Below are 22,532 nucleotides of genomic sequence, written 5' to 3'. Positions count from 1 at the left end.
GCCTGCCTGCTTCAGGCTTGACGCAGGGGTCGCCAGCGTCAAGCCGAGGAAGGGGATCCGCATGCTCAGCCTGAAACGCTACCTGGTCAACATGCTGGTCGCGCTCCTCCCGCCCACGCGGTGGTTCGGTCTCTACCGGATCCTTTGGCAATTTGCCGGCGACACCGTGGGTCGGGGCGCGAACATCAACGGCGGTGCGAAGGTCTGGGGCGTCGGCCGGGTGTCGGTCGGAGACAACAGCTGGCTTGGGATGAACCTTGTGGTGATTGTCCCGGATCGCGCCGAAGTGCGCATCGGCGCGAACGTGGACATCGGCCCGGATGTCCTTCTGGAATGTGGTTCGCACGAGGTCGGCGGGGCGAAGCGGCGGGCCGGGAAGGGCCACGCGCGTAGCATCGAGATCGGGTCGGGAACCTGGATCGGCTGCCGGGCGACCCTCCTCGGCGGGGCGCGCATCGGCTCCGGCTCGGTCATTGCAGCGGGTGCGCTGGTGATCGCCGGCGACTACCCGGACAACGTGCTGCTCGCGGGAGTTCCTGCAAAGGTGGTGCATCGACTGGGCGAGACCGGAGAGCCTAAAGAATGACGCGCCGCGCCCGGGTGTTCTACATCGGCATGATCACCTCCGACGCCTACGGCCGTGCCATCGGCGAGCAGACCTATGCCGGGGCCGCGGCGCGCAAGATGATTCTAGTCGTGCGCGCCCTGCGCAGCGTCGGGCATCGGGCCATTGTCGTTTCCCTGCCGTTCGTCGGCGTCGGCGCGAGGCGGCGCAGCTATGGAACGGTGACGACCACCGAGGGCGGCGTGCCGGCCGTGTTTCTCGCGACACTGCGGTCCAGGTACCTCCGCAAGCTCTTCGGGCCCTTCGTGCTGGCCGGTTTCGCCTGGCGTCGGGTCGGCCGGCAGGACACCGCGATCGTTTACAATCACGCCATCGAGTACCTTCCAGCGCTGGTCCTGTTGCGTCTCAAAGGCGCGAGGATCGTACAGGATATCGAGGATGCTCCGACCGCGGACGAGACCGGCGCGCGCGGGGTCCTGAACCGGTTGTCCTTTGCCGTCACTTCGGCGTTGACGGTCCGTCGCAAGATGGTTGTAGCAGATCATGTCGCCAGGGAACTCGGGCTTGCTGACTATGTGGTCGTCCGTGGAGTGGCCTCGCATGAGACCGACGGCCTGGACCCGGACGCGACGAAGTGGGATGACCTGCGCTCGGGGCAGGCATTGCGGATCCACTACGGCGGTACGCTCATCGGCGAAACCGGGGTGGACCTGTTCTGCGCAGCCGTCGCGCGGCTCGCGAAGGATGCCGACCGTCTGGCGCGTCCGGTGTGCTTCGCCGTGACCGGCGTGGGCGAGCTCGACAAGATCCGCGGACTGCAGGGCCGGATGCAAGGCTGCGTGAAGGTCGACGTGACGCTGCGCCCCGAACTGGTCAAGGCTGACTACCTCGCCCTGCTCGACAGCTGCCACGCCAGTCTGTCGCTGAAACGCCCGGGCAGCGGGATGGCCAACACCACGTTTCCGTCCAAGGTCATCGAAATCACCGCCTCGGGCCTGGCATTGGTCTCGACCCGGCTTGGCGACGTGGCCGAAATCTTCGACGCCCATAGCGCGATCTTCCTCGCCGGCTATGAGCCCGCTGATCTCGCCGACGCGATCGTCGAAATGGCTTGCAATCCCGAGATGGTCGGGCGGGTCGCGCGGGTCGGGCAGGAAGTCTGCGTGGCGACCTTCTCGCCGGAATCCGTCGGCCATGAAATGACGCGACTGTGCGAGCGGAAGCGATGACGGACTGCATCGTCTTCTGGCAGCGGATGTTGACGCCGCATATCACCGAACTTGCCCGCGAGCTGGCGCAGCAGGGCGTCGAGGTTTATTACGTCGCCGAAGAGGCGCTGTCCGACGAACGCCGCGCGATGGGCTGGGAGGCCGGGGACTTGGCCGGAGTGCAGGTCCATGTCGTCACCACCCCGGCCGAGGCGCGCGATCTGGTCGACAGTCTTCCCGCCACGGCCGTGCATATCACCCAGGGAGTGCGGTCGAACGGCTTGGTCGCGGACGCGCAAAAGCGGATCATGGCGCTCGGGCGGCGGCACTATCCGATCATGGAAAAGGTCGATCTCAGGGGCCGGCTGGGCCGGATCAGGCCGCTGGTCTACGCGGCGCGGTTCCGGGTGCTCGCCGGGGGGATCGAGGGGCTTCTTGCCATCGGCGAGGGCACCGCGGAATGGATCGCGCGCCGGGCGCCGCGCAAGCTGTGCATCTTTCCTTTCGCGTATTTCCTGAAGGGTCGGGCTTCTGGCGCGCCGATAGGGACAGGCATCTGCACCAAGTTCATTTTCGTCGGCAGCCTCGTCGAACTCAAACGGGTAGACCTCTTGCTTGCCGCTCTCGCGACGCTGACCGATCGTCCTTTCGAACTCGAGATCGTTGGTGACGGTCCCGAGCGCTCCGAGCTAGAGCAGCTGGCCGCTGCGACGTTGCCCGGCCGCGTCGCCTTCGTCGGCACCCTTGGAATGGATGCGGCGATCGAACGGATCGCATCCGCCGATTGCCTCGCCCTGCCCAGCGACAAGGACGGCTGGGGGGCGGTGGTTTCCGAAGCCCAGATCAACGGCACGCCGGCGATCTGTAGCTCGGAATGCGGTGCATGCGGAACCGTGCGGGCGAGCGGTTTCGGCGGGGTTTTCGAAGCGGGGGACGTTGACGACCTGCGCCAGAAGCTCTCGGCGCAGCTGGACCGGGGGCCGGTCGGCACGGCGGACCGCGACCGGCTCGCGGCTTGGGCGCAGGGCCTGACCGCCGAGGCGGGCGCCGGTTACCTTCTGGAAATCCTCCGAGACGGCGGCCGCGGGGGCGACGATATCGTCGCGCCCTGGCAGCGCGGTGCCGGCAGCGGGGGCGGTCCAGCATGAGGGTCGCACATGTTACCTCGCAAGTCTGCCGCCGGTCTGCGGGCCTCGGCACCGCCGTGGCCGCGATCTCGGCGGCGACGGCCGCTGCGGGCAACGAGGTGCGCGTGTTCGGCCTCGCAAGCCCGGGATGGTGGGAGAACGACAGTGCGGCTTGGAAAGGTGCGCCGGCCACGGTGTTCGACACCGCGCGCTGGTCGGGACCGCTCGGATACGCCCCCGACCTGCTCCCGGCGCTTCTGGACTTCGACCCCGACGTCGTCCATCTACACGGGCTCTGGACCTATCCGTCCATCGCTGCCTACCGGTGGCACCGAAAAACGGGACGTGCCCTTGTCGTCTCGGCCCACGGTATGCTGATGCCACCCTCGCTGTCATACAAGCCGGGCCGGAAGAAGCTGGCCCGCCGTCTGTTTCAGGACCGGGTGCTGAGCGCGGCCGCCGTGCTGCACACGACCTCGGCCGACGAGGCGGCTGCCTACGGCGCTCTCGGGTTCAGGGGACGGACCGTGCAGATCCCGCTCGGTCTTGACACGGTCACACGACCCGAGGTCGGACGGGACGGGACGCGGCAGCGCGTGCTGTTCCTCGGCCGCCTGCACCACCAGAAAGGGCTCGATTGGCTGATCGAGGCCTGGACCGGGCTGGAGCGGGATTTCCCCGATTGGTCGCTGTCGATCGTCGGCCCGACCGACGAAGGCTACGCGCGCGCCGTCGCCGCGTTGCGGAAAGACGCAGAAGACAGACGGGTGTCGTTCCTCGAGCCGATCTACGGAGACCAGAAGTTTCGCTACATTGCCGGCTCGGACCTTCTGGTGATGCCGAGCCGCAGCGAGAATTTCGGGCTGTCGGTCGCCGAAGCCCTGATGATGGAAGTGCCTGTCATCGCGACGCATGGCACGCCGTGGTCGGGACTTGTCGACAATGACGCCGGGTGGTGGATCGAGCCTGCCGCCGCCGCGCTGAAGACGGCGTTGCGCACGGCAATGGCCATGCCGGCGGAAGTGAGGAGCGAGAAGGGCCGCAACGGACGTCGCTGGATCGAACGCGACTTCTCCCGGCCGGTCATCGGCGCGAGATGGCAGGACGTTTACCAAGGGCTGGTGAATCGCGACGCATGATGCCGACCGTCTCGCCAAAAACCGGAGACCCCAGTCCGCGACGCGCGAGGATGGGGCAAAAGTGCCAATGACAGACGTCGTTCGAAAACTGTTCGCTGCGGCGAAGGTGCTGGTTTCCGATCCGTTGATCGTCAACGCCTATGTCAGGATGGCGGATGGCCGGCCGGTGGCCTGGAACTGGGGCGACGACATCAACTACCATTTCCTCAAGCACCTGACGAAACGGGAGATTGCGGTCTACTTCGAGACGCCGATCACGATGAAACTGAAGAAGATTAACTATCTCTGCATCGGCAGCACGTTGAACTACCTGTCGACGCCGGAGACGGTGGTCTGGGGGGCCGGCGTGATAGACGACCAGCTCGACCTGCGTGCGGTTCCTGCCCGGATCACCGCGGTGCGCGGGCCACTGAGCCGGGCATACCTGCGCGACCGCGGCATCGATTGCCCCGAGGTCTACGGCGATCCGGCGCTGCTGATCCCCTACTTCTATCGGCCGGCCCCCGCGCCGTCGCCGCATGAACGCCGGATCGGCATCGTGCCGCACTACGAGGACAAGGACGCGCCAGCGATCGAGGCGATCCGGCGCCGGCACCCGGAGGTGCGGGTGTTCGACATCGCCGACTATGGTAGTTGGACCGATTTCATCGACGGGGTTGCGGGCTGCGACGTGCTGTTTTCAAGCTCGCTGCACGGGTTGATCATGGCCGAAGCCTATGCGGTGCCCAATTACTGGGTAGAGTTCTCCGACAAGGTCATCGGCAAGGGGTTCAAGTTCCGCGACTACTACGCCTCGCTCGGAAAACCGACGCCCGAGCCGCTGCGACTTGACGCGGGTTCGGACCTTGACGAGATCATCGAGGCCCATTCCTGGAGCGCGGGAACCATCGATCTGAGGCGGCTTCTGGACGCCTGTCCATTCGAGATCAAACAGGCCGTGCGGTATGAGCATCCTCTGGATCTATGACAAACCGATCGACCCGCAGGCGGGCGGCACCGAGCGGGCGACCCATCTGGTCATGACCGGGCTCGCAGCCCGAGGATACCCGACGGCTGGGTTTCTCGCTTTCCGCCAGGATCATCCGCGCGCGGTCTTCGATCCGAACGGCGCCCCGGTCGAAGATCTCTATGCGTACCTGCAGGCACATGAAGTCGAAACGGTCGTTAACCAGATCGGGTTCTCGAAATGGCTCCTCGAGGAGTTCCTCGCCCGCGGCGGCGAGCGGTGGAAGGAAGAGGGCGGCAAGGTCATCACCTGCCTGCACTTCGGTCCGCCTATGTTTCTCGAGACGGTCTGGGCGCTGACCCGCGACTGGCGCGAAAAGTCCCTGCGCCGGAAGGTCAAACGTCTCGGCCGGATCGCGCTGTTGCCGGTCTCGCGGCGCAACGTCACCAACATTCGCAAGCAGGCCTACGCCTATCTCATCGAGAAATCGGATGTATTTGTCCTGCTGTCGGAAATGCACCGCCTTGAGCTCGAAGCCATGTGCCCCGTCCGACATCCCGAGCGCGTCCGGGTTATCCCGAACCCGAACACCTTTGCAGCCGCGTTGCCGGCGGAACGGGTGAAAGACAAAACCAAGACCGTGTTGATCGTGTCCCGATTGGAGGACACGCAGAAACGGGTTTCGCTGGCACTGCGGGCCTGGGGGCTCGTCATGAGAACGGGGGAGTTCGGCGACTGGAATCTCCAGGTCGTGGGCGACGGCGAGCACGCGCAGGATTATTGGAACCTGGTGGCACGCAAACGGATCCCAAATGTCGCCTTCATCGGCCGAACCGACCCGGAACCCTATTACGAGTCCGCATCGCTCTACCTGCACACGGCAATTCACGAGGGCTGGGGCCTGACGATTACTGAGGCGATGCAGAAGGGGACGGTCCCGATTGTGATGAATAGCTCGTCCGTTTTCCGGGAGATCATCGACGACGGCCGAACCGGGATACTCACGAACTTCGGCAACGTGGAGGCTTTCGCGGCACAGATCGCCAATCTGATGCGCGATCGGGCGTTGCGCGAAAGCATGGCCCTAGCGGCAATCGAGGCGAGTCAGCAGCACGACCTTGACCGTGTCGTTGAGAAATTTTTTGAGGTGTTAAAAACAACAGCAGACACAGCATCAGAGCCGTGCCCCTCGAAATTCCGATGAACGGAAATGCGTCCCACCCTGGGTGGAACCGGTCGAACCCACCTGGGTCACTGGATTATCTCGTGGTTCTAGTCTGCCTGTTGCTCATCCCGTCAGCTGTTGCCCGAGGCATCCTGGGTATGGACGAAAGGGCCGCTTTCGCACTGTTTGTTCCAGTGGTCCTCGCCGCATCCTTATTCGCGAACCGGCTCAAGGTTCACAAGACCATTCCTTCTGTCGTACTCCTACTCGCGTTGACGGGGACCTTGGCGAGTGTCCTCTCCCAGAGTTTCAGCCAGACCCTCATGGCTGTCTCGCTTGCGGTTGCGGTCATTGTCGGACGACAGCTGTACATGAGCCTAGGCAAGCCCCGCGTGCTCCGCGCCGTGAGTTGGTTCACCCTTGCCCTGCTTGTTGGCGGGGTCGTCGGGATCATCTATGCGGCGGTCGGCGGCGCGCGACTTATGGATGTGCAGGTCGGATACAGAACGACGCACCTGTACCTCACAACATTCTCTTTCGCAACGATCGGCAACATCATTCGACCATCCGGGATATTCGATGAGCCCGGTTCGTTCGTAATGTATGTGAGCGTGATAACGATGTTCAACGACACGCTGCGGCAGAACCAGAAACTGACCACAGCTTTGGTGGTTCTCCTGGTGTTCACCGGCTCGCTTGCAGGTATGGCGCTAGCGGCATTGTATGCCGTGACGTCGAATGCCGCGAAGGCGCACCACAAGAAGAGTATTTTGATACTTGGCTCGTTCCTGACCGCGTTTATGGTCCTGTCGATTGTCGCCCCGTCGAACCTGGTCTCCATGACCGTCGACACGTTTTACAGCGATCGTTTACAGGTGAAAGACGGGCGTCTGAGCGGCGATAACAGATCCAGACAGGTCTACGAGTTCTTCTCGATCGTCGACGACGACATGCTTTTGCGGGGTACAAAAAATTCGACGCAACTGAGCAAGGCCGAGGATCAGAGTTCCAACCCGTTTTCGATTGTGTACGGCTATGGTGTTCTCATCTCCCTGCCGTATTTTGTCTTGCTGTTTTGGCTCGCCGGCACGGCGGTTCGCCAGAATTTCCGAAACAGCTACACGTCGCTGGGCCTGCTCTTGTTGCTGTTACAAAGGCCGTATCTCTACAACATGGCGTGGTCGATCCTCATTCTGGCCGCAGTCTGGCTAGTCTACCATGCGTCGCGCGACGGCCGGAACAGGACCTGTGCACGCCAATGAAGCCGGTCTTGTAAGTCGGGCGGCGAGTGGACATGCCGACCTGGAAACCGACCATCGCAGATCATGCAGATCTGCCCCTGGCGAACGGCGCCCGGGCATCGACCAACGAAGGCTTCGCGGTTGAGGATGCGTGGCGGCAAGATCGAAATCGAACGCAAAGCACTCTGACCTTTGGGGCCGACAGGTGAAATACAGGCCGGAAATAGACGGGCTGCGCGCGGTCGCCGTCGTTCCCGTCGTTCTGTTCCACGCCGGGGTTCCCTTCTTCGAGGGCGGCTACCTCGGTGTGGACGTGTTCTTCGTAGTCAGCGGCTATCTGATCACGACCATCATCCTCGACGACATCGCCGCGCACAGGTTCTCCCTGCTGACCTTCTACGAACGGCGGTTCCGACGCATTCTTCCGGCCTACGTCGTGGTGATGCTTGCGAGCATGGTGTTCGGCTGGCTGTGGATGATGCCGGATCAACTCAGGAATTTCGGGCAGTCGCTGTTCGCCAGCAGCATCTTCTCGTCCAACATCCTGTTCTGGACCGAAGCGGGCTATTTCCTCGCTGGTTCGGCGGAAAAGCCGTTGTTGCACACCTGGTCGCTGTCGGTGGAAGAACAGTTCTACCTGTTCTTTCCACTGATGCTCGCCGGCCTCGCCCACCTGCGCTGGCGCTGGACGGTGTTGACGATTGCGCTCATCACGGCGGCCAGCATCGCGCTCGCCGAATACGGCTGGCGGCACTTCCCCTGGGCGACCTTCTACCTCCTGCCGTTCCGCGCCTGGGAGCTTGGCTTCGGGGCGCTCGCGGCGATCTTCCTCAGGCTCTATGGTCCGCGCAGCAACGAGGTCCTGGCCGGTCTCGGCCTCATCGTGCTCGCGGTGTCCATGGCGGTGTTTACCGAAAAGACGCCGATGCCGTCGGTTTTCGGTCTTGCCCCGGTGCTCGGCACCGTGCTGATCGTGGTCTTCGCGTCGCAGCGCACCTGGGCGGGGGCGGTGCTTTCGCTCCGGCCCGTGGTGTTCATCGGCCTGATCAGCTACAGCACCTATCTGTGGCATCAGCCGTTACTAGCCTTCGCGCGACTGCGCAGCATTCCCTCGCCATCCGAAGCCCTGCTGTTGGGTGCCGTGCTCGCGTCCTTCGGGATCGGCTACATGAGTTGGCGCTTCGTCGAGCAGCCCTTCCGGAAGGGGGGCGCACTCTTCGCAATCCCGCGGGCGAAGATCCTCGGTGGCAGTTTCGCGGCGCTCGTAGGGCTGGCCGTGATCGGGCTGGTCGGCAACTTCGCCGACGGGTTTCCAAGCCGATTGTCGGAGCGCGCAAAGCACCTCGCAGCTTTCGTCAACGACAAGAACCCCTTTGAAAACGGAGATAATTGCGCGTTCTACGGCGGCCATCCCACGCCGGAGCATCCGGCGCCCAAATGCGATGATTTCGTCGTCGACGGGCACGCCGACGTGGTGTTCATCGGCGACAGCCATTCCGGTGCGATGTCCTACGATGCGCAGATCGCCCTCAAGAAGGTGGGGATATCGTCCTATGCCGTGACATACAGCGGCTGCATTGGCCTGCGGGGCTTCAAGCATCTCGACATGCCGGTCGGCTATGACTGCGAAGGCTACAACGACAACATGATCGCCTACGCCCGCGAGACCGGGGCGAAAGTGCTCGTCATCACCTCCCGGTTTCCGTTCTATGTCTCCGGCGAGCCCTTCGACAACGGAGAAGGCGGGGTGGAGATCGGAGACGGCGTCCGTTTCGAGCGGACCGGCGGCGACGCGACGGCGGGCGACACCAATCAACAACGCATGCTCGCCGGAATCACCGAAGAGCTGACAAGGCTAACCGACGAGTTTTCGGTTGTCCTGCTCTATCCCTTTCCAGAGGCTGGATGGTATGTGCCGCAGCTCGCTGCGAAGGTCGCCTATTTCCGCAACAAGGAAGTGTTCACCGTCTCGACGGACTACGCCCGTTATCAGGCACGCACAAAGGACGTGTTCGAAGCGTTCGACAGGATCGACAGCCCGCGCCTGTTCCGGGTGCACCCGGAGGACTTCCTGTGCAATACACGCCTGCCTGGGCGCTGCATCAACGCCGATCAGGACGAAGCCTACTACTTCGACAACAACCACCTCTCGCGCACCGGCGCACGGCTGTTTGTTCCCGACCTCGTCGCGGCGGTTCGCGATGCGCTCGATCACGCTGGCGGCCTGGCGTCTGACGAGACGGCAGTGACGAGAGCCGGCGAGTGCCTGGACAACGTGCGCGGAAACGCAACACCGACTCTGAACCCGTCGCTCGCTCAGCGAACCAGGACAAGACATTGTCGATGACGTTGCCCCCGCGACTGTAGTCGAGCCACCATTCCTCAATGAGGAGCCGAGCGGTCGGCAGGCTGCGGAAGAGGTGCTCGTTCAGCTGACGTAGTCGGGGCTCGGTGCCCAGACGCGCCGGTATGTGTGATCTTCTCCCCGGGATCCGGGCCATTGCGAGGTGGGATTTTCCACCTTTGAATGGACGAAGGAGGATGTCCCATGAAGCGCAGCCGGTTCAGCGATGAGCAGATCATCGCGATCATCAAGGAGAACGAGGCAGGGGCGAAGGTCGACGAGCTGTGCCGCCGGCACGGCATCTCGAGCGCGACCTTTTACGCCTGGCGCAAGAAGCTCGGCGGCATGGAAGCGTCGGATGCGAAGAAGCTCCGTGATCTTGAGTCCGAGAACGCACGGCTGAAGCGGATCGTCGCCGACCAGATGCTCGACATGTCGGCGATGAAGGAACTCCTGCAAAAACATTGGTGAGCCCATGGCGAAGCGCAAAGCCGTGGGCTTTCTTATGACCGAGCTGGGCCTGAGCGAGCGGCGGAGCTGCCGGATCGTCGGCCTCGCGCGATCGGTGCAACAGTACCGGTCGGTCGATCGCGACGACACAGCCGTGCTTGAGCGGATGCGCGTGCTGGCCTCGGAGAACCGTCGCTACGGCTATCTCCGGCTGCACGCCATGCTGCGCCGGGAAGGACTGGTCATCAATCGCAAGCGCACCTGGCGGCTCTACAACGCCGAGGGTCTCCAGGTGCGGACGAAGAGGCGGCGGAAGCTGCCGCGCCGGGACCGGATCGCTCCGCAGGTGCCGGAGCGGCCGATGCAGCGGTGGTCCCTCGACTTCATGAGCGACCAGCTCGCCGATGACCGCCGCTTCCGCGTGCTCAACATCGTGGATGATCACAGCCGCTTCTGCCCGGGTCAGATCATAGACCTCTCGATCTCCGGTGCCCGGGTCGCCCGTTATCTCGATGAGCTCGGCGAACGGTTCGGGCTGCCCGGGGAGATTGTTCTCGACAACGGGCCCGAGGGCACGAGCCGGGCGATGTTCGATTGGTCGGAGCGCACCGGCGTCCGCCTACGCTTCATCGAACCCGGCAAGCCCGTCCAGAATGCCTTCGTGGAGAGCCTGAACGGGAAGCTCCGCGACGAGTGCCTAAACCTGCACTGGTTCCGCTCGCTCCGTCATGCCCGCGAGGAGATCACGGCCTGGCGCCACAACTACAACACCGAACGCCCCCACTCGGCGCTCGGATACCTCTCACCGAAGGAGTTTCTCAGCCTCACCGCCGCGCCGTCGCTTGAGCCTCTTGCGGGCTCCGCGCCAGCGCTCACCGCAAACAACCAACCGGAGAATTCCAGCTCAGCGCGGCCATGATCGAGGGGAAAGGTCACCTCGATCATCTAAATAATCGATATTTATAAAATTATTTCAATTTTCATAGTACTTATTGTTATATCCAGATCGATAGTAACTGGCTCCGTAAGAGCTATATCCATAACTATTTGCCTTATCGGAATCTACGCGTGTCATCACAGTTCCCGATATTTTCGAATGAACCAAGGACAACTCCCGCAACCCTTCGGCAACTGCTTCACGCGGCGTATGATCCCACCTAACACAGTATAGAACTGCATCTGCGTGCGGCGATATGATTCGCGCATCAGTTACCGATAAAATCGGCGGCGCATCGAGGATAACTAAATCAAATCGCTCACGAAGCTTTCTGACTATTGATGCAAATCTCTCCGACGCCAAAATATCTGCCGCATTCGTTGCCATTGATGCTTCAGAGTGACTCGTAAGTACGGATAATCCAGTATCTTCGTCTTGGTAGCAAGCATCCTCAAGCGCAACAGTTCCCTCTAGAACATCTCTAAGCCCGATCATATCATCGCTATTATTTTGAAGACCGGTGTGCAATGACGGCCTCCGAAGGTCGCAATCGACAATTATTGCCGATTTACCCATCTGTGCGCTCGTAACAGCGAGCAAAAGACTCGTTGTTGACTTCGCTTCTTCCGGCACAGTCGATGTCAACATTACCACCTTAGGGGGATCATCGATCTTCGAAAAAAGTATGCTCGTTCGCATATTTCGTATGGCTTCCGCCAAGTGTGACGTAGGCTTGTCAAGCACATAGTTGACAACATCGCTTCGCGTGGCGCTGCGTCCAATAGATGGTACAGCGCCAAGCAGCGGCAATCCTGTGGCATCTTGGAGCTCGTCGAAGCCACGAAACGTCCGATTCAGCCGATCAAGAAGCATGACGAGACCGAGGCCACCAAGCGCCCCAACAACCCCTCCAAGAGCAAGAGTACGTTTTTTTGAGGCACTGTCTGCCCATGCCGGCGGCTCAGCTGGAGAGAGAACAACCGCGTCGGCTTCTTCAAGTTTTTCTTGTTGAGTTGTTTCCTTAAGACGCCCTAAGAAATTCTCATATATTAAACGGCTAGCATCTGCTTCACGTTCAAGCTGACGCAACTCGATTTCAGAAGATTCCTGTTCTTGAATACGAGTTTCAAGTGCACGAACCTTTGCTTCAAATTCACTCTCTTCCGACAAGGCGATAGCGACTTCACTTTCCAGCGCACCAACAACACGTTCAGCTTCGCTCCTCATATTGGTACGCGCATTCGTAATTCGCGCATCCAATGCGTTGAGGCGTTCATGCCCCTCCGGAACGAGCTTTTCAAGCGTCGCTCGCTCGCTGAGAAGCTCCAATTCTTCAGTGCGGTAGCGTGTAACCATATCGGAGTTCTGAAATTCGGCGAGCGCAGCAATTCGGTTAGTGTCTTTCAAGGCATCGATAGCTCGTTGATAGCGAATCTGAGCTGTCGAACGTCTTGCCGAAGCGTCGGCATACCCTTCGCTAAGCGCAGCTAGTTGCTGCCGAAGTACGGCCGAACTCTGACCCACACGATCTGTGATTTCAGATGAAGACCTCGTTACGGCCTCTTCAGCGGCCTCGAGTTCGCCTCGCAATTCCTCTACTCGCTCGTTGAGCCAGCGGGTCGCGTCCCGAGTTGCGGCTAATTTAGCATCAAGACGTGCAGTTATATACTGCTTCGATATTTCATTTGCCACTCTTGATGATTGGCTAGGAATTCTTGTCGTAACCTTTATTTGTATAACTCTCGAATCAGGAACTGGAACATATTCAACGGAATTCATTAATATATTCCGCGCTACCGTCACCTGCCTTCTCTCTATCTCCTCTTCGGTGACGAGAACCCCTTCCTCCGGAAGACTTACCACACCGATGTTCGCAAGGAATGTCCATGGAACCAGATTAGTTAAATCAAATATTGACTTGATTTGATCAAAAAGACTTCTCTCAGCGCTCAGAGACGGGTTAAACTGCGGCGTTCTATGAAGACTCAACTCTTCAACTACTCGAGCCATAAGGGCTGTCGATTTTAGTATTTCTATCTGATTCCGCAAGCCATCACTTCGAGAAGACTCAAGTACATCCTGTATATTTACAATATTTTTCTCCTCTGGCGAAAAAAGAACCGTTGCAACTGCTGTAAATGTTGGCCTAATAGATGCAACATATATAGCCGCCAACACTAATCCTACAGTAGCTCCAATCAATATAATCCATCTTCCACGCCAAAGTAGAGTAAATACCTTACGAAGGTGAAGATCATCTCCACCTTCGGCGTCCTCTAGAGGCTTGATCGGATACGCTTCAGCCGGATAACCCGAGGTGATCTTCATTCACTTCCGTCCATCAATTGATACGCGACGGCAATGGTGGACTGTCATTTATAAAGCCGAATTTTCTGATGCTATCTCATTCGCCTCTTCGGCGAGCACGGCTTCGATGGTCGATGCCGCTTCTGGTGCGATGTTCAAAAGCTCCTGAACCGCGCGAGGGTTGCTCTTAGCTAGGGAGCGGACGTCCCGACGTATCGCCGCTTTGACTGCGGGATCACTCTTCGAAGCATCGAAGTAGCCCAGAGCGGCAGACATAAGAACGCGATCCAACGCGAGAGGGCCGCTGTAAGGAGCAAGAACCCAGGATCGCTTCAGCGCACGTTGCGCTTCGACGTCGTTTTCAAGAATCGTTTGCCCCCAAGCGAGCAGCGTCCATGCGTACACGTCAGAGGGTGCGGCTTTGAGCCCGCGGCGGGCGGCCTCGACAGCAACCAGAATTGTGTCGGGCTCACCACTTTCCACGGCCGCTCTCAGATGCTCGTAGGATTGCTCGCGCAGATAAGCGTTGCCTTCCAATAGCGCTGCACCATCATCAACGCGCCAGTTGCCAGCGGCGTCGGTCACGCGCAGAGACGAGTTGGCTGCTGGAATGTTTTCCACGAGCATTAGGCCGTTAATGACCGCAAAAATAAGAAAGACGGGCTTGAACAAGCTCAGGAGAAAGAGTCTCAGCTTCAGCATCAGTCACAATCGTCCATCTGCCTTTTTGAGCGAGCCGTTGCGTTCGCGGCGCCGACCCGCGCTTTTCGCCTTCGTCATACCATGCCCCGGCTGGAAAAACTCTGTGACCAGCCGAGCCCAAGAATAAAGGCGAAAATCGCCGCGGTGGCGGGCATCTGAAGGCTGAAATCGACCGCACTGTGGAGTGTGGCGACCGCGAAGACACCCAAGGCAAACGCTGGAATGGGCACTGAACGCTGGCGGATTTGTGTCCCATTGAGCAACCGTAAACCAATCAAGCCAAGAGCGGCAAAAAAGATCAGGCTGGCCGGAATCCCAAAATCAAAAAAATTCTCTAGGTACGTGTTGTGGGCGTAATTCCATTCGCCTGTTGCTACCCCCTCGGGAACGAATGGGCGAAACCCATCCTCGAAACCACCCGGACCATAGCCGAGAAGAGGGCGCTCAAGAATGGCTTCCATAATCGCGGGAAAGACGACGAAACGGGCCTCTGAACCAACATTGAGCAATCTCCCGAATAGCGCTGAGAGTCCGAGCGCCCCCACGTAGACCAGTATAAGACCCCCGAAGATCACGACAGGTGCGACCGCGGCCAAGCTTAGCCCTCTGAAGCGCCACGCCGTGAGGACGAAGATGGCCGTGCCCCCCAATGTCGCGATGATGCCACCCCGAGAGACGGTGAGGATCAATGCGGCGGCCACCATCACTGTGCCAAATGTATAGAACCAAGCGCCAGCGAGCAGCCTCTCCAGCATGGCCCTCGTTAGCTTCTCGTTGGTCTCGTAGTCAGCCTCATTGAACCCCTCAAAGCTCAACGCGATCATCGCGAGGTTGGCAATAAGGCCAAAACCAGCATAGGTCGCGTAGGAGTTTCGATTCACGAAAGTCGACGTCAGCGTACCGCTCACATCGAGCGTTCCCGCTAGCCAGTTCGCGCCAACAAAGATCGTCAGGATGCCGTAGGCGGCGAGGATCACCGACCACACAGCGAAAAAGGCCACGAACCTCCGCGCGCGATGCCGATCGGCGCTGGCCCGGACGGCCACCCAGAAGAGCATGGCGTAGGCAGCGAGGCGCGCGAGCACGTTGCGGCCGAAATCCGGATCGATCGCGATCGAGCCATGAACGCCGACGACCCGCCAGCTTTCATGGACCCACGCCTCCGGCACGGAAGACGAGAGCTGGATCGCCCCCCAGCAGAGGGCAATCAGATAGAGGACGACGACCGGAAGGAGCGCCGCGAGGGCCGGCCACTTGGGCCGCTCGACGATGTCGAGGATGAGCTGCGCCGTGAACAGAATCGCGCTCGCGAGGGCGAGCCACAGCCAGCCGAGCGGATAGTTCCCGCCGAGGGGAACGGCGTTGAAGGCCGCGACCACGAGCGCAGCCCAGCCGAGAAAGCCTTGCGCGACAACGATCGGGGGCGCCGGTCTGGCCACCTTCGGGCGCTTCACGCGTCGCTTACTCCTGGTACCGACCAAATCACTGGGTGGGACGTTACAGGAGGCAATGCCTGCTTCGCCATAAGGCCGGCCGAGACTTAAACGGATTTTCGTCCCCTTGCGGGACGGGTGTGGCTTAGCGGCCGGCGCTCGCACAGATGATGCGGACGGTCCGCACCAGGATGATGGCGTCCATCCGGGTGCACGCGGTCCGGATATAGATCCGGTCCTTACGCGCCTTCTCGGCCGTGACCGCCGAGCCTTCGGCATAGCCGGTTGTCACCTGGGCGAAGCCCGTGATGCCGGGGCGGACCTGGTGACGGCAATGATAGAGCGGCACCGTCTCGAGGAAGCGGACGGCATGCTCGTACATGTCCGGCCGGGGGCCGATGATGCTCATTTCGCCGCGCAGCACGTTGAGGATCTGCGGGATCTCGTCGATCCGCGTCTTGCGCATGAACTGGCCGAGCGGCGTGATGCGGTCTGCCTCGACCGGGTCTTCCGGGCCGCGCGCCACCTCCGGCGCCGCCGTCATCGTGCGGAACTTGAAGATCGTAAACGGTACGCAATGCCGGCCCATCCGCCGCTGGGTGAAGAACAGCGTGCCCGGGTTCCAGATCGGATTGATGACGAGAAGGACGAGGGCGAGGAGCGCCAGGAGGGGAAGAAGCAGGATGCAGACGGTGATGTCGAAGACACGCTTGCCGACCCAGTAAAAGGATGGCGACTCCTTAGAGGCTCTAACCGACGACCGTCCTTGTGCGGGGGAGGCGAAATCATCCGCATCCAGAAGGAGGTCGATCGACGTGTGCTCAGCTACCGACATTTTCGTCCCAAGTTGGTTGAACCAACTGAAGGCCTGCACTCGCCGATCAGATCACCGCTCGCGGCAAGAAAACTGGTCAGCAAACAAAGACCGTCACTCACTCCGGGAACGAAATCCCCGGAGATGTACCTTTCAACGCATACGCTTAAGAAAGAACTGTCCCGGAAAGGGGCAACAACTACCCCTGAGTTAATGGGCGGTAGGCGAAGAAATACATAATGGCCGCAAGGAACACATTTCGAATGGGTGTCGCCGACGGGCTTTGCTCGTCACAGTGCGCCGGGCGATAGATGATGCGGCGGCACGAGAGCGAGGTCCGATTGCCGAGCAAGAGCGACTGACTTTCCTGGTTCTGGCTCTGCGATGGGCCAAACGCCTGACGCAGATAGGAAATCCGGGACAACGATTGTGCGTTCGCGGCTTCGATCCCGAAGACGGAGAAGGCGAGCGCGAAGGCCATCAGGCCGGCGCAGGACGTTCTCAAAAACTTCTTCACACTGGCTCTCCTGTCGCGACGCCTTGAGAGACGTAGGTTCGGCCGTCAACTTGCTGCGGTGCACACAGGACTAAAAAACACGCAACTTTAAGCGGCGTCAATCGCTTAATTCCAATTTGCCCATGGGTTGTGGCCGTTTCATGGCATGGCCGGGGCATTCCAGGGCGTGGAGCGACAATTCTGCACTCATCCATCGTGTACCGTAAGCCGGTTTCCAAAGTTTGGTATAGGGGACAACTTTAAGAAATCCAGCGTCAGCAGAGGAATAAGCGAAATCATCCTCTAACCCTGAGCACTTCATGCACTTTTGTGCCGAAAACGTGACATCGAAATGCAGCGGTACAAATGGCCCTGAAACTCGCGAAATTCGGTCAATTCAATTGCAACGGTTACACAATCTATAATTTTATTACGAAATTTTTAGCCAGTTCCCAAGCCCCCAACTTGCCCAAAATTGCTTCGCCGGTGCGGAAACGAATCCCGCCCCCATATCCGGCCGGGTTGGGCTAATGTCCGCCCCGGAAGCCTCCCGACGGGAGGGCTGTGCGTGATGTGAAAGGACCCCGCGTCCCATGAAGATCCTGGTTACGGGTGGCGCTGGCTTCATCGGTTCGGCCGTGTGCCGGCACCTCGTCGAGAACACCGGCCATGCCGTCGTCAATCTCGACAAGCTGACCTACGCGGCGAACCTGTCGTCCCTCGCCGCGATCGCGGACAGCCCGCGCTATCGTTTCGTCAAAGGCGACATCTGCGACCGTGCGTTCCTCTCCGAGCTCCTCGCCGCCGAGGCGATCGACGCGGTGATGCACCTTGCCGCCGAGAGCCACGTCGACCGCTCGATCGACGGCCCGGGCGATTTCATCCGCACCAACATCGTCGGCACGTTCGAGCTCCTCGAGGCCGTTCGCGGCCACTGGGAGAAGCTCCCCGGCGAAAAGCGCGACGCCTTCCGCTTCCACCACATCTCGACCGACGAGGTTTATGGCGACCTGCCGCTGGAGGGCGGCTTCTTCACCGAGGAGACGTCCTACGAGCCCTCATCGCCCTATTCGGCCTCGAAGGCGGCCTCTGACCATCTCGCCATGGCCTGGCACCGCACCTACGGGCTCCCGGTCGTTCTCTCGAACTGCTCGAACAATTACGGCCCCTATCATTTCCCCGAGAAGCTCATTCCGTTGATGATCCTCAACGCGCTTCACGGTGAAAAGCTGCCTGTCTACGGCAACGGCGAGAATGTGCGCGACTGGCTCTATGTCGATGACCATGCGCGAGCGCTCGAACTCATCGTCACCAAAGGCATTCCCGGCCGCTGTTACAATGTGGGTGGTCGAAATGAGCGCTCGAACCTTGAGGTCGTCCGATCGATTTGTGACACGGTCGATCGCGTGGCGCCGGCGAACGCCTCACGTCACGATCTCATCACCTTCGTGACCGATCGGCCGGGTCATGACCTGCGCTATGCGATCGACGCCACGCGGCTCGAGACCGAGCTCGGCTGGAAGGCACGGGAGACCTTCGACACCGGGCTTGAGAAGACGGTCCACTGGTATCTCGCGAACGAGGCCTGGTGGCGGCCGATCCGGGAAAAACACTATGCCGGTGAGCGCCTTGGCGTGCGTCTTCCGGCCTGACGGAAGGCCGCTTTCGGACCGCGTTTTGCGCGGTCGGGTGTTAATAGAGGTGTTAATACTAGTGTTAAGGGGAATCACCCCTCCCCTAACACGCTGGGATCATTCGGAAATTTCGGCTGATTTTTGACTTTCGGTCTTTAAAACCCCGAATCTCGGTCACTAAAACCCCGAATCCCGGTCTTTAAAACCCCGAATCCGAGCCCCGGTCACTGAAACCCCGAAGACTTGACGACGGTCACTAAAACCCCGAATTTGCATCATGGTCACTGAAACCCCGAATCAGCCCGACGACGACCTCTTCTCCGACCGGGGAATCGGTCACCTCCTGCCCGAGCGACACCCCCAGCAGGATCTCTTCATCTGCGACGTCGCCGACGCGGTCCTCAAGGATCTCGTCCAGCACATGGAGCATCCGTTCTATTCGCTGTCGAAGAAGCCGGAGACGTCGATCCGACGCTACGAGCACAACGGGAACTGGATCGAGATCACGCCGAGTGTGAAGGGCCTCGCGACGATCTACGACAAGGATATCCTGATCTACTGCATCTCGCAGATCATGGCGAAGCTGAACCGTGGCGAGGCGGTGTCTCAGCGTGTGCGGATCAGTTCGCGCGATCTACTGGTCTTCACCAATCGCGGTACGGCGGGGAAAGACTACGCCGCGCTCGCCGAGGCGCTCGATCGGCTCGCCGGAACGCGCATCTCAACCAATGTGCGCGCCGGCGATGAGGAGGAATATTCGACCTTCGGCCTCATCGACGCGGCCTCGATCCGCCGCAAGCACGGGCTCGACGGGCGGCTCCTCTGGTGCGAGGTGAAGCTCTCGGACTGGGTCTTCCAGGCGATCCGCGCGCAGGACGTCCTCACCCTTCACCCGGACTATTTCCGCCTGCGCAAGCCGATCGAGCGGCGCCTCTACGAGCTCGCCCGCAAGCATTGCGGCGTCCAGGCCGAGTGGCGCTGCTCGGTCGAGATCCTTCACAAGAAGTCCGGCTCCAAGAGCCCCCTCAAGCAGTTCCGCTATCTCCTGAAGGAGATCACCGCGAGCGACCACCTCCCCGACTATCGCATCGAGTTCGACGAGGAGGCCGACAAGGTGGGCTTCTTCAACCGCAACACGATGCAGCAGCTCGCCGCGATGCCGCGCTGGATCGACGAGATCCGCCTCGAGAGCGAGACCTACGAGGCGGCGCGCGAGGCCGCCCCCGGCTGGGACCCCTACTTCATCGAGGCCGAATGGAAGGCCTGGCTTCAGACGAGCGCCAAGGCCCCGCCGCGCAAATGCGACCTCGCCTTCATCGCCTTCTGCGCCCGCTTCTACGAGCGGCGCGGGGATCCGAATTAAAGGATTGCCTTCCACCGGCAATTCCATCTAATCCGCGGCCGACATATTTCCGTCTATGTCCGTCCATAGATGCTCTGGTCAATAAATATGGTTGAATATCAAGGATTGTCTAGGAAGAAGCTTTCTGAAGCAACCTTGTTTCGAGTTTTCATTCGAAAACAGGTTCGATTTATTTAATAATTAGCGAGCGTCGGAATGGTTTATTCTAAATGAATTGCAACTGTTCTTGAATAAGGTCTAAGGAGATCGGATGCGCATCCTCGTCACTGGAGGAGCTGGCTTTATTGGAGCCCATACCTCGAAGGCGCTCGCGGCCGCTGGGCATGAGCCTATTGTGTTCGATAACCTAAGCACGGGACACCGCTGGGCTGTGAAGTGGGGCCCATTCGAGTATGGCGATCTCCTTGATCGGGCCGCTCTTATTGATGTGATGCGACGTCACAGGGTAGAGGCTGTACTTCATTTTGCCGCTTTATCATCCGTTGGTGAAAGTAATATTCGGCCTGACGTCTACTATAGAACAAACGTTTTAGGGACTCTTAGCGTTCTAGATGCGATGAAAGATGCTGGAGTTGGTCAGATAATTTTATCTTCTTCCTGTGCAGTTTATGGTATACCGGAAAAAATACCTATTGATGAAAGTGCCTTAACTGATCCGATCAATCCATACGGTTCTTCGAAGCTCATGGCGGAGAAAATGCTTGGTGACTATGCCAGAGCGTTTAATTTAGCTGCCGTAGCTCTTCGCTATTTTAATGCGGCGGGAGCCGATCCCGATGGTGATGTTGGCGAGGAGCACAGTCCAGAAACACACTTGATTCCATCTGTACTTCAAGTCGCTTCTGGTATTCGAGATTATGTAAATGTTTTTGGTTCTAATTATAAAACTCTAGATGGAACATGCGTACGAGACTATGTGCATGTGTCTGATCTCGCGAACGGCCATGTATCAGCCTTGACTTCGTTCAAATTCGGTGAGTTTCGATCCTTTAATTTATCATCTGGGTGTGGCTATTCTGTAAATCAAATCATCGATAGGGCCAGATTTATTACAAATAAGGAAATAAATACCAGAATTTTGAATAACCGTATGGGCGATCCTCCAGTATTGTATGCCAATTCAAATTTGGCTAAATCGGAAATAAATTGGATCGCTAAGAGAAGTGACATAGATACAATAATAAGTGATGCTTGGTCGTGGATTTCTCATCACAGATTTAAGGTAGTTTGCTCATAGAGCGAGAATTATTCTTTTAATATACATGATAAAATGATAAAATAAATTCGTGTAGTCAGCATGGACTCTTGATGTAATCAAATCCGTATCGACGATGCATTGGATCCAATTTATAAAAGAATTTTCTATACCGACGGTAAAATTAGAGCCAATGTCGGTTTACGCTTCCCTGTCTTGGGCTTGAACCGGAATGACCCCATTTCTGCTTCTCGGCCTCAAAGTCTCGGTCATCGCGCTGATCCTGGCGATCGGCCTCGGCTCCACGTTCGCCGACCTCACCTATCTGTGGCGCCATCCGGCCCGCCTCGCCCGTGCGCTCTTCGCGATGTACGTCGCGGTGCCGGCCGCGGGCTTCCTCCTCCTCATGGTGCTCAGCCTGCCGGCTGCCGTGGAGGTGGCGGTGCTGGTGCTCGCGGTCTCGGCCGGCGCGCCGCTGCTCCCGCGCAAGCTCATGAAGATCGGCCACGAGTCCTACATGCTGAGCCTCGTCGCGACCTCCTCGATCGTCGCGGTCGTCGCCGTCCCGCTCTGGCTCCAGATGCTGGGGCCCGTCTACGGCCTCTCCCTCGAGCTCGCCCCGCGCGAAGTCGCGGCCGCGATCGCGAAGGCGTTCGTGCTGCCGCTTCTTCTCGGCATGCTGTTCCGGTGGCGCTTCCCCCAGATCGGGGCAAAACTCTCCGGTGACATCCTCGCCGCGGCTGGCATCGCGCTCGCGGTCGGCGCGCTCGGCCTCCTCCTCCTGCACGGGCGCCTGCTCCTCGAGGTCGGCTGGCCCTCCCTCTTCGCCCTCCCCCTCTTCACGGCCCTCGCCCTTCTCATCGGCCACGTCCTCGGCGGCCCCGACCCGAAGGACCGCACGGCGCTCGCGATCGCCTGCGCGACGCGTCACATCGGCATCGCGATCCTCGTCGCCGCCTCCCTCCCCGGCGCCCGCATCGTGGTCCTCCTCACGGCCTATCTGTTGTCGACGGCGATCGTGAGCGCGCTCTACCTGCGCCTGCGCCGTGGGACGGGCACGGAGGCGGCTTGAGGCTGGTTCAGTGCTGGCTTGCGCACCGCGGCCCGGTGAAGCCGGTGTTGTCAGCTGACAACCAGTCGCCGCGAGGGAAGGAAGCGCCGTGTCCTCGTGGCGCGGCCGTTATGCGTGGAGAGGGAAGCGGACGCCTTTTCACGAAGATGCTTAGTGGAAGTGCCCGCGTCGGCGAGCTTTAGCTGCGCCAGCGTCGCGTGGATTGGCGTCGAGGCGACTCGAGCGGAGAGTGGCGCGGACTTCAGCACCGCAGCGAGGTGAAGCCGATGTTGTCAGCTGACAGCAAGTCGCTGCGAGGGGAAGAAGCGCCGTGTCCTCATGGCGCGGCCATCACGCGTGGAGGGGAGGTGCGGTCCCCGATCTGGGACCGAAGGGGAAGGCGAATGAGGCCTGT

The 22,532-nt window shown here is 60.0% G+C and carries 18 protein-coding genes; 13 read left to right on the top strand and 5 right to left on the bottom strand.

Annotated elements, in window-relative coordinates:
- The first annotated feature begins 61 nt into the window (after positions 1 to 61).
- From DBV35_RS28900 to DBV35_RS28860, 9 genes are all read left to right on the top strand, one after another.
- Positions 62 to 586, top strand: a complete 525-nt coding sequence (locus DBV35_RS28900) for an acyltransferase (protein ID WP_108663898.1) — start codon at positions 62 to 64, stop codon at positions 584 to 586.
- Entirely contained in the window at positions 583 to 1,794 is a 1,212-nt protein-coding gene (locus DBV35_RS28895) for a glycosyltransferase (RefSeq protein ID WP_108663897.1), read from the top strand. The genes DBV35_RS28900 and DBV35_RS28895 overlap by 4 nt, the downstream gene beginning before the upstream one ends.
- Complete coding sequence (locus tag DBV35_RS28890; protein WP_108663896.1) at positions 1,791 to 2,921, top strand: glycosyltransferase family 4 protein; 1,131 nt, start codon at positions 1,791 to 1,793, stop codon at positions 2,919 to 2,921. The genes DBV35_RS28895 and DBV35_RS28890 overlap by 4 nt, the downstream gene beginning before the upstream one ends.
- Entirely contained in the window at positions 2,918 to 4,039 is a 1,122-nt protein-coding gene (locus DBV35_RS28885) for a glycosyltransferase (protein WP_108663895.1), read from the top strand. The genes DBV35_RS28890 and DBV35_RS28885 overlap by 4 nt, the downstream gene beginning before the upstream one ends.
- Before the next feature lie 67 nt (positions 4,040 to 4,106).
- Complete coding sequence (locus tag DBV35_RS28880; RefSeq protein WP_108663894.1) at positions 4,107 to 5,006, top strand: polysaccharide pyruvyl transferase family protein; 900 nt, start codon at positions 4,107 to 4,109, stop codon at positions 5,004 to 5,006.
- Positions 4,984 to 6,189 (top strand): glycosyltransferase, encoded by a 1,206-nt coding sequence (locus DBV35_RS28875; protein ID WP_108663893.1) that lies wholly within the window; start codon positions 4,984 to 4,986, stop codon positions 6,187 to 6,189. The genes DBV35_RS28880 and DBV35_RS28875 overlap by 23 nt, the downstream gene beginning before the upstream one ends.
- A gap of 119 nt (positions 6,190 to 6,308) precedes the next feature.
- Positions 6,309 to 7,412, top strand: a complete 1,104-nt coding sequence (locus DBV35_RS28870) for a hypothetical protein (protein WP_157962068.1) — start codon at positions 6,309 to 6,311, stop codon at positions 7,410 to 7,412.
- A 184-nt stretch (positions 7,413 to 7,596) separates the two neighbouring features.
- Positions 7,597 to 9,738, top strand: a complete 2,142-nt coding sequence (locus DBV35_RS28865; protein WP_157962066.1) for an acyltransferase family protein — start codon at positions 7,597 to 7,599, stop codon at positions 9,736 to 9,738.
- 201 nt (positions 9,739 to 9,939) lie between these two features.
- A protein-coding gene (locus tag DBV35_RS28860) for an IS3 family transposase (protein WP_425428504.1) occupies positions 9,940 to 11,104 on the top strand; the annotation gives its coding sequence in 2 pieces (ribosomal slippage) (positions 9,940 to 10,193 and positions 10,192 to 11,104; 1,167 coding nt in all).
- 54 nt (positions 11,105 to 11,158) lie between these two features.
- Here the strand turns inward: DBV35_RS28860 and DBV35_RS28855 are convergent.
- The 5 genes from DBV35_RS28855 to DBV35_RS28840 all read right to left on the bottom strand — a co-directional run bounded on the left by DBV35_RS28855 (position 11,159) and on the right by DBV35_RS28840 (position 16,895).
- Entirely contained in the window at positions 11,159 to 13,450 is a 2,292-nt protein-coding gene (locus DBV35_RS28855) for a GumC family protein (RefSeq protein WP_157962065.1), read from the bottom strand.
- 48 nt (positions 13,451 to 13,498) lie between these two features.
- Positions 13,499 to 14,131: a hypothetical protein gene (locus DBV35_RS30440; RefSeq protein ID WP_157962064.1), complete on the bottom strand. Its 633-nt coding sequence runs from the start codon at positions 14,129 to 14,131 to the stop codon at positions 13,499 to 13,501.
- Positions 14,132 to 14,205: 74 nt separating this feature from the next.
- Positions 14,206 to 15,585 (bottom strand): O-antigen ligase family protein, encoded by a 1,380-nt coding sequence (locus DBV35_RS28850; protein ID WP_157962062.1) that lies wholly within the window; start codon positions 15,583 to 15,585, stop codon positions 14,206 to 14,208.
- 124 nt (positions 15,586 to 15,709) lie between these two features.
- Positions 15,710 to 16,438 (bottom strand): sugar transferase, encoded by a 729-nt coding sequence (locus DBV35_RS28845; RefSeq protein WP_211100075.1) that lies wholly within the window; start codon positions 16,436 to 16,438, stop codon positions 15,710 to 15,712.
- Positions 16,439 to 16,577: 139 nt separating this feature from the next.
- Positions 16,578 to 16,895: a hypothetical protein gene (locus tag DBV35_RS28840; RefSeq protein ID WP_108663889.1), complete on the bottom strand. Its 318-nt coding sequence runs from the start codon at positions 16,893 to 16,895 to the stop codon at positions 16,578 to 16,580.
- Positions 16,896 to 17,467: 572 nt separating this feature from the next.
- Between DBV35_RS28840 and rfbB the strand changes: the two genes are divergently transcribed.
- From rfbB to DBV35_RS28820, 4 genes are all read left to right on the top strand, one after another.
- Complete coding sequence (rfbB, locus tag DBV35_RS28835; RefSeq protein WP_108663888.1) at positions 17,468 to 18,526, top strand: dTDP-glucose 4,6-dehydratase; 1,059 nt, start codon at positions 17,468 to 17,470, stop codon at positions 18,524 to 18,526.
- Positions 18,527 to 18,785: 259 nt separating this feature from the next.
- On the top strand, positions 18,786 to 19,871 hold the full coding sequence (locus tag DBV35_RS28830) for a replication initiator protein A (RefSeq protein WP_108663887.1): 1,086 nt from the start codon (positions 18,786 to 18,788) through the stop codon (positions 19,869 to 19,871).
- A 250-nt stretch (positions 19,872 to 20,121) separates the two neighbouring features.
- Entirely contained in the window at positions 20,122 to 21,108 is a 987-nt protein-coding gene (gene galE / locus DBV35_RS28825; RefSeq protein ID WP_108663886.1) for a UDP-glucose 4-epimerase GalE, read from the top strand.
- A 190-nt stretch (positions 21,109 to 21,298) separates the two neighbouring features.
- Entirely contained in the window at positions 21,299 to 22,138 is an 840-nt protein-coding gene (locus tag DBV35_RS28820) for a hypothetical protein (protein WP_108663885.1), read from the top strand.
- The last annotated feature ends 394 nt before the right edge of the window (positions 22,139 to 22,532 follow it).

This window comes from Acuticoccus kandeliae, assembly GCF_003073115.1.
Note: the sequence above shows the minus strand (reverse complement) of the source record. Positions and strands in the feature narration are given on the sequence as shown.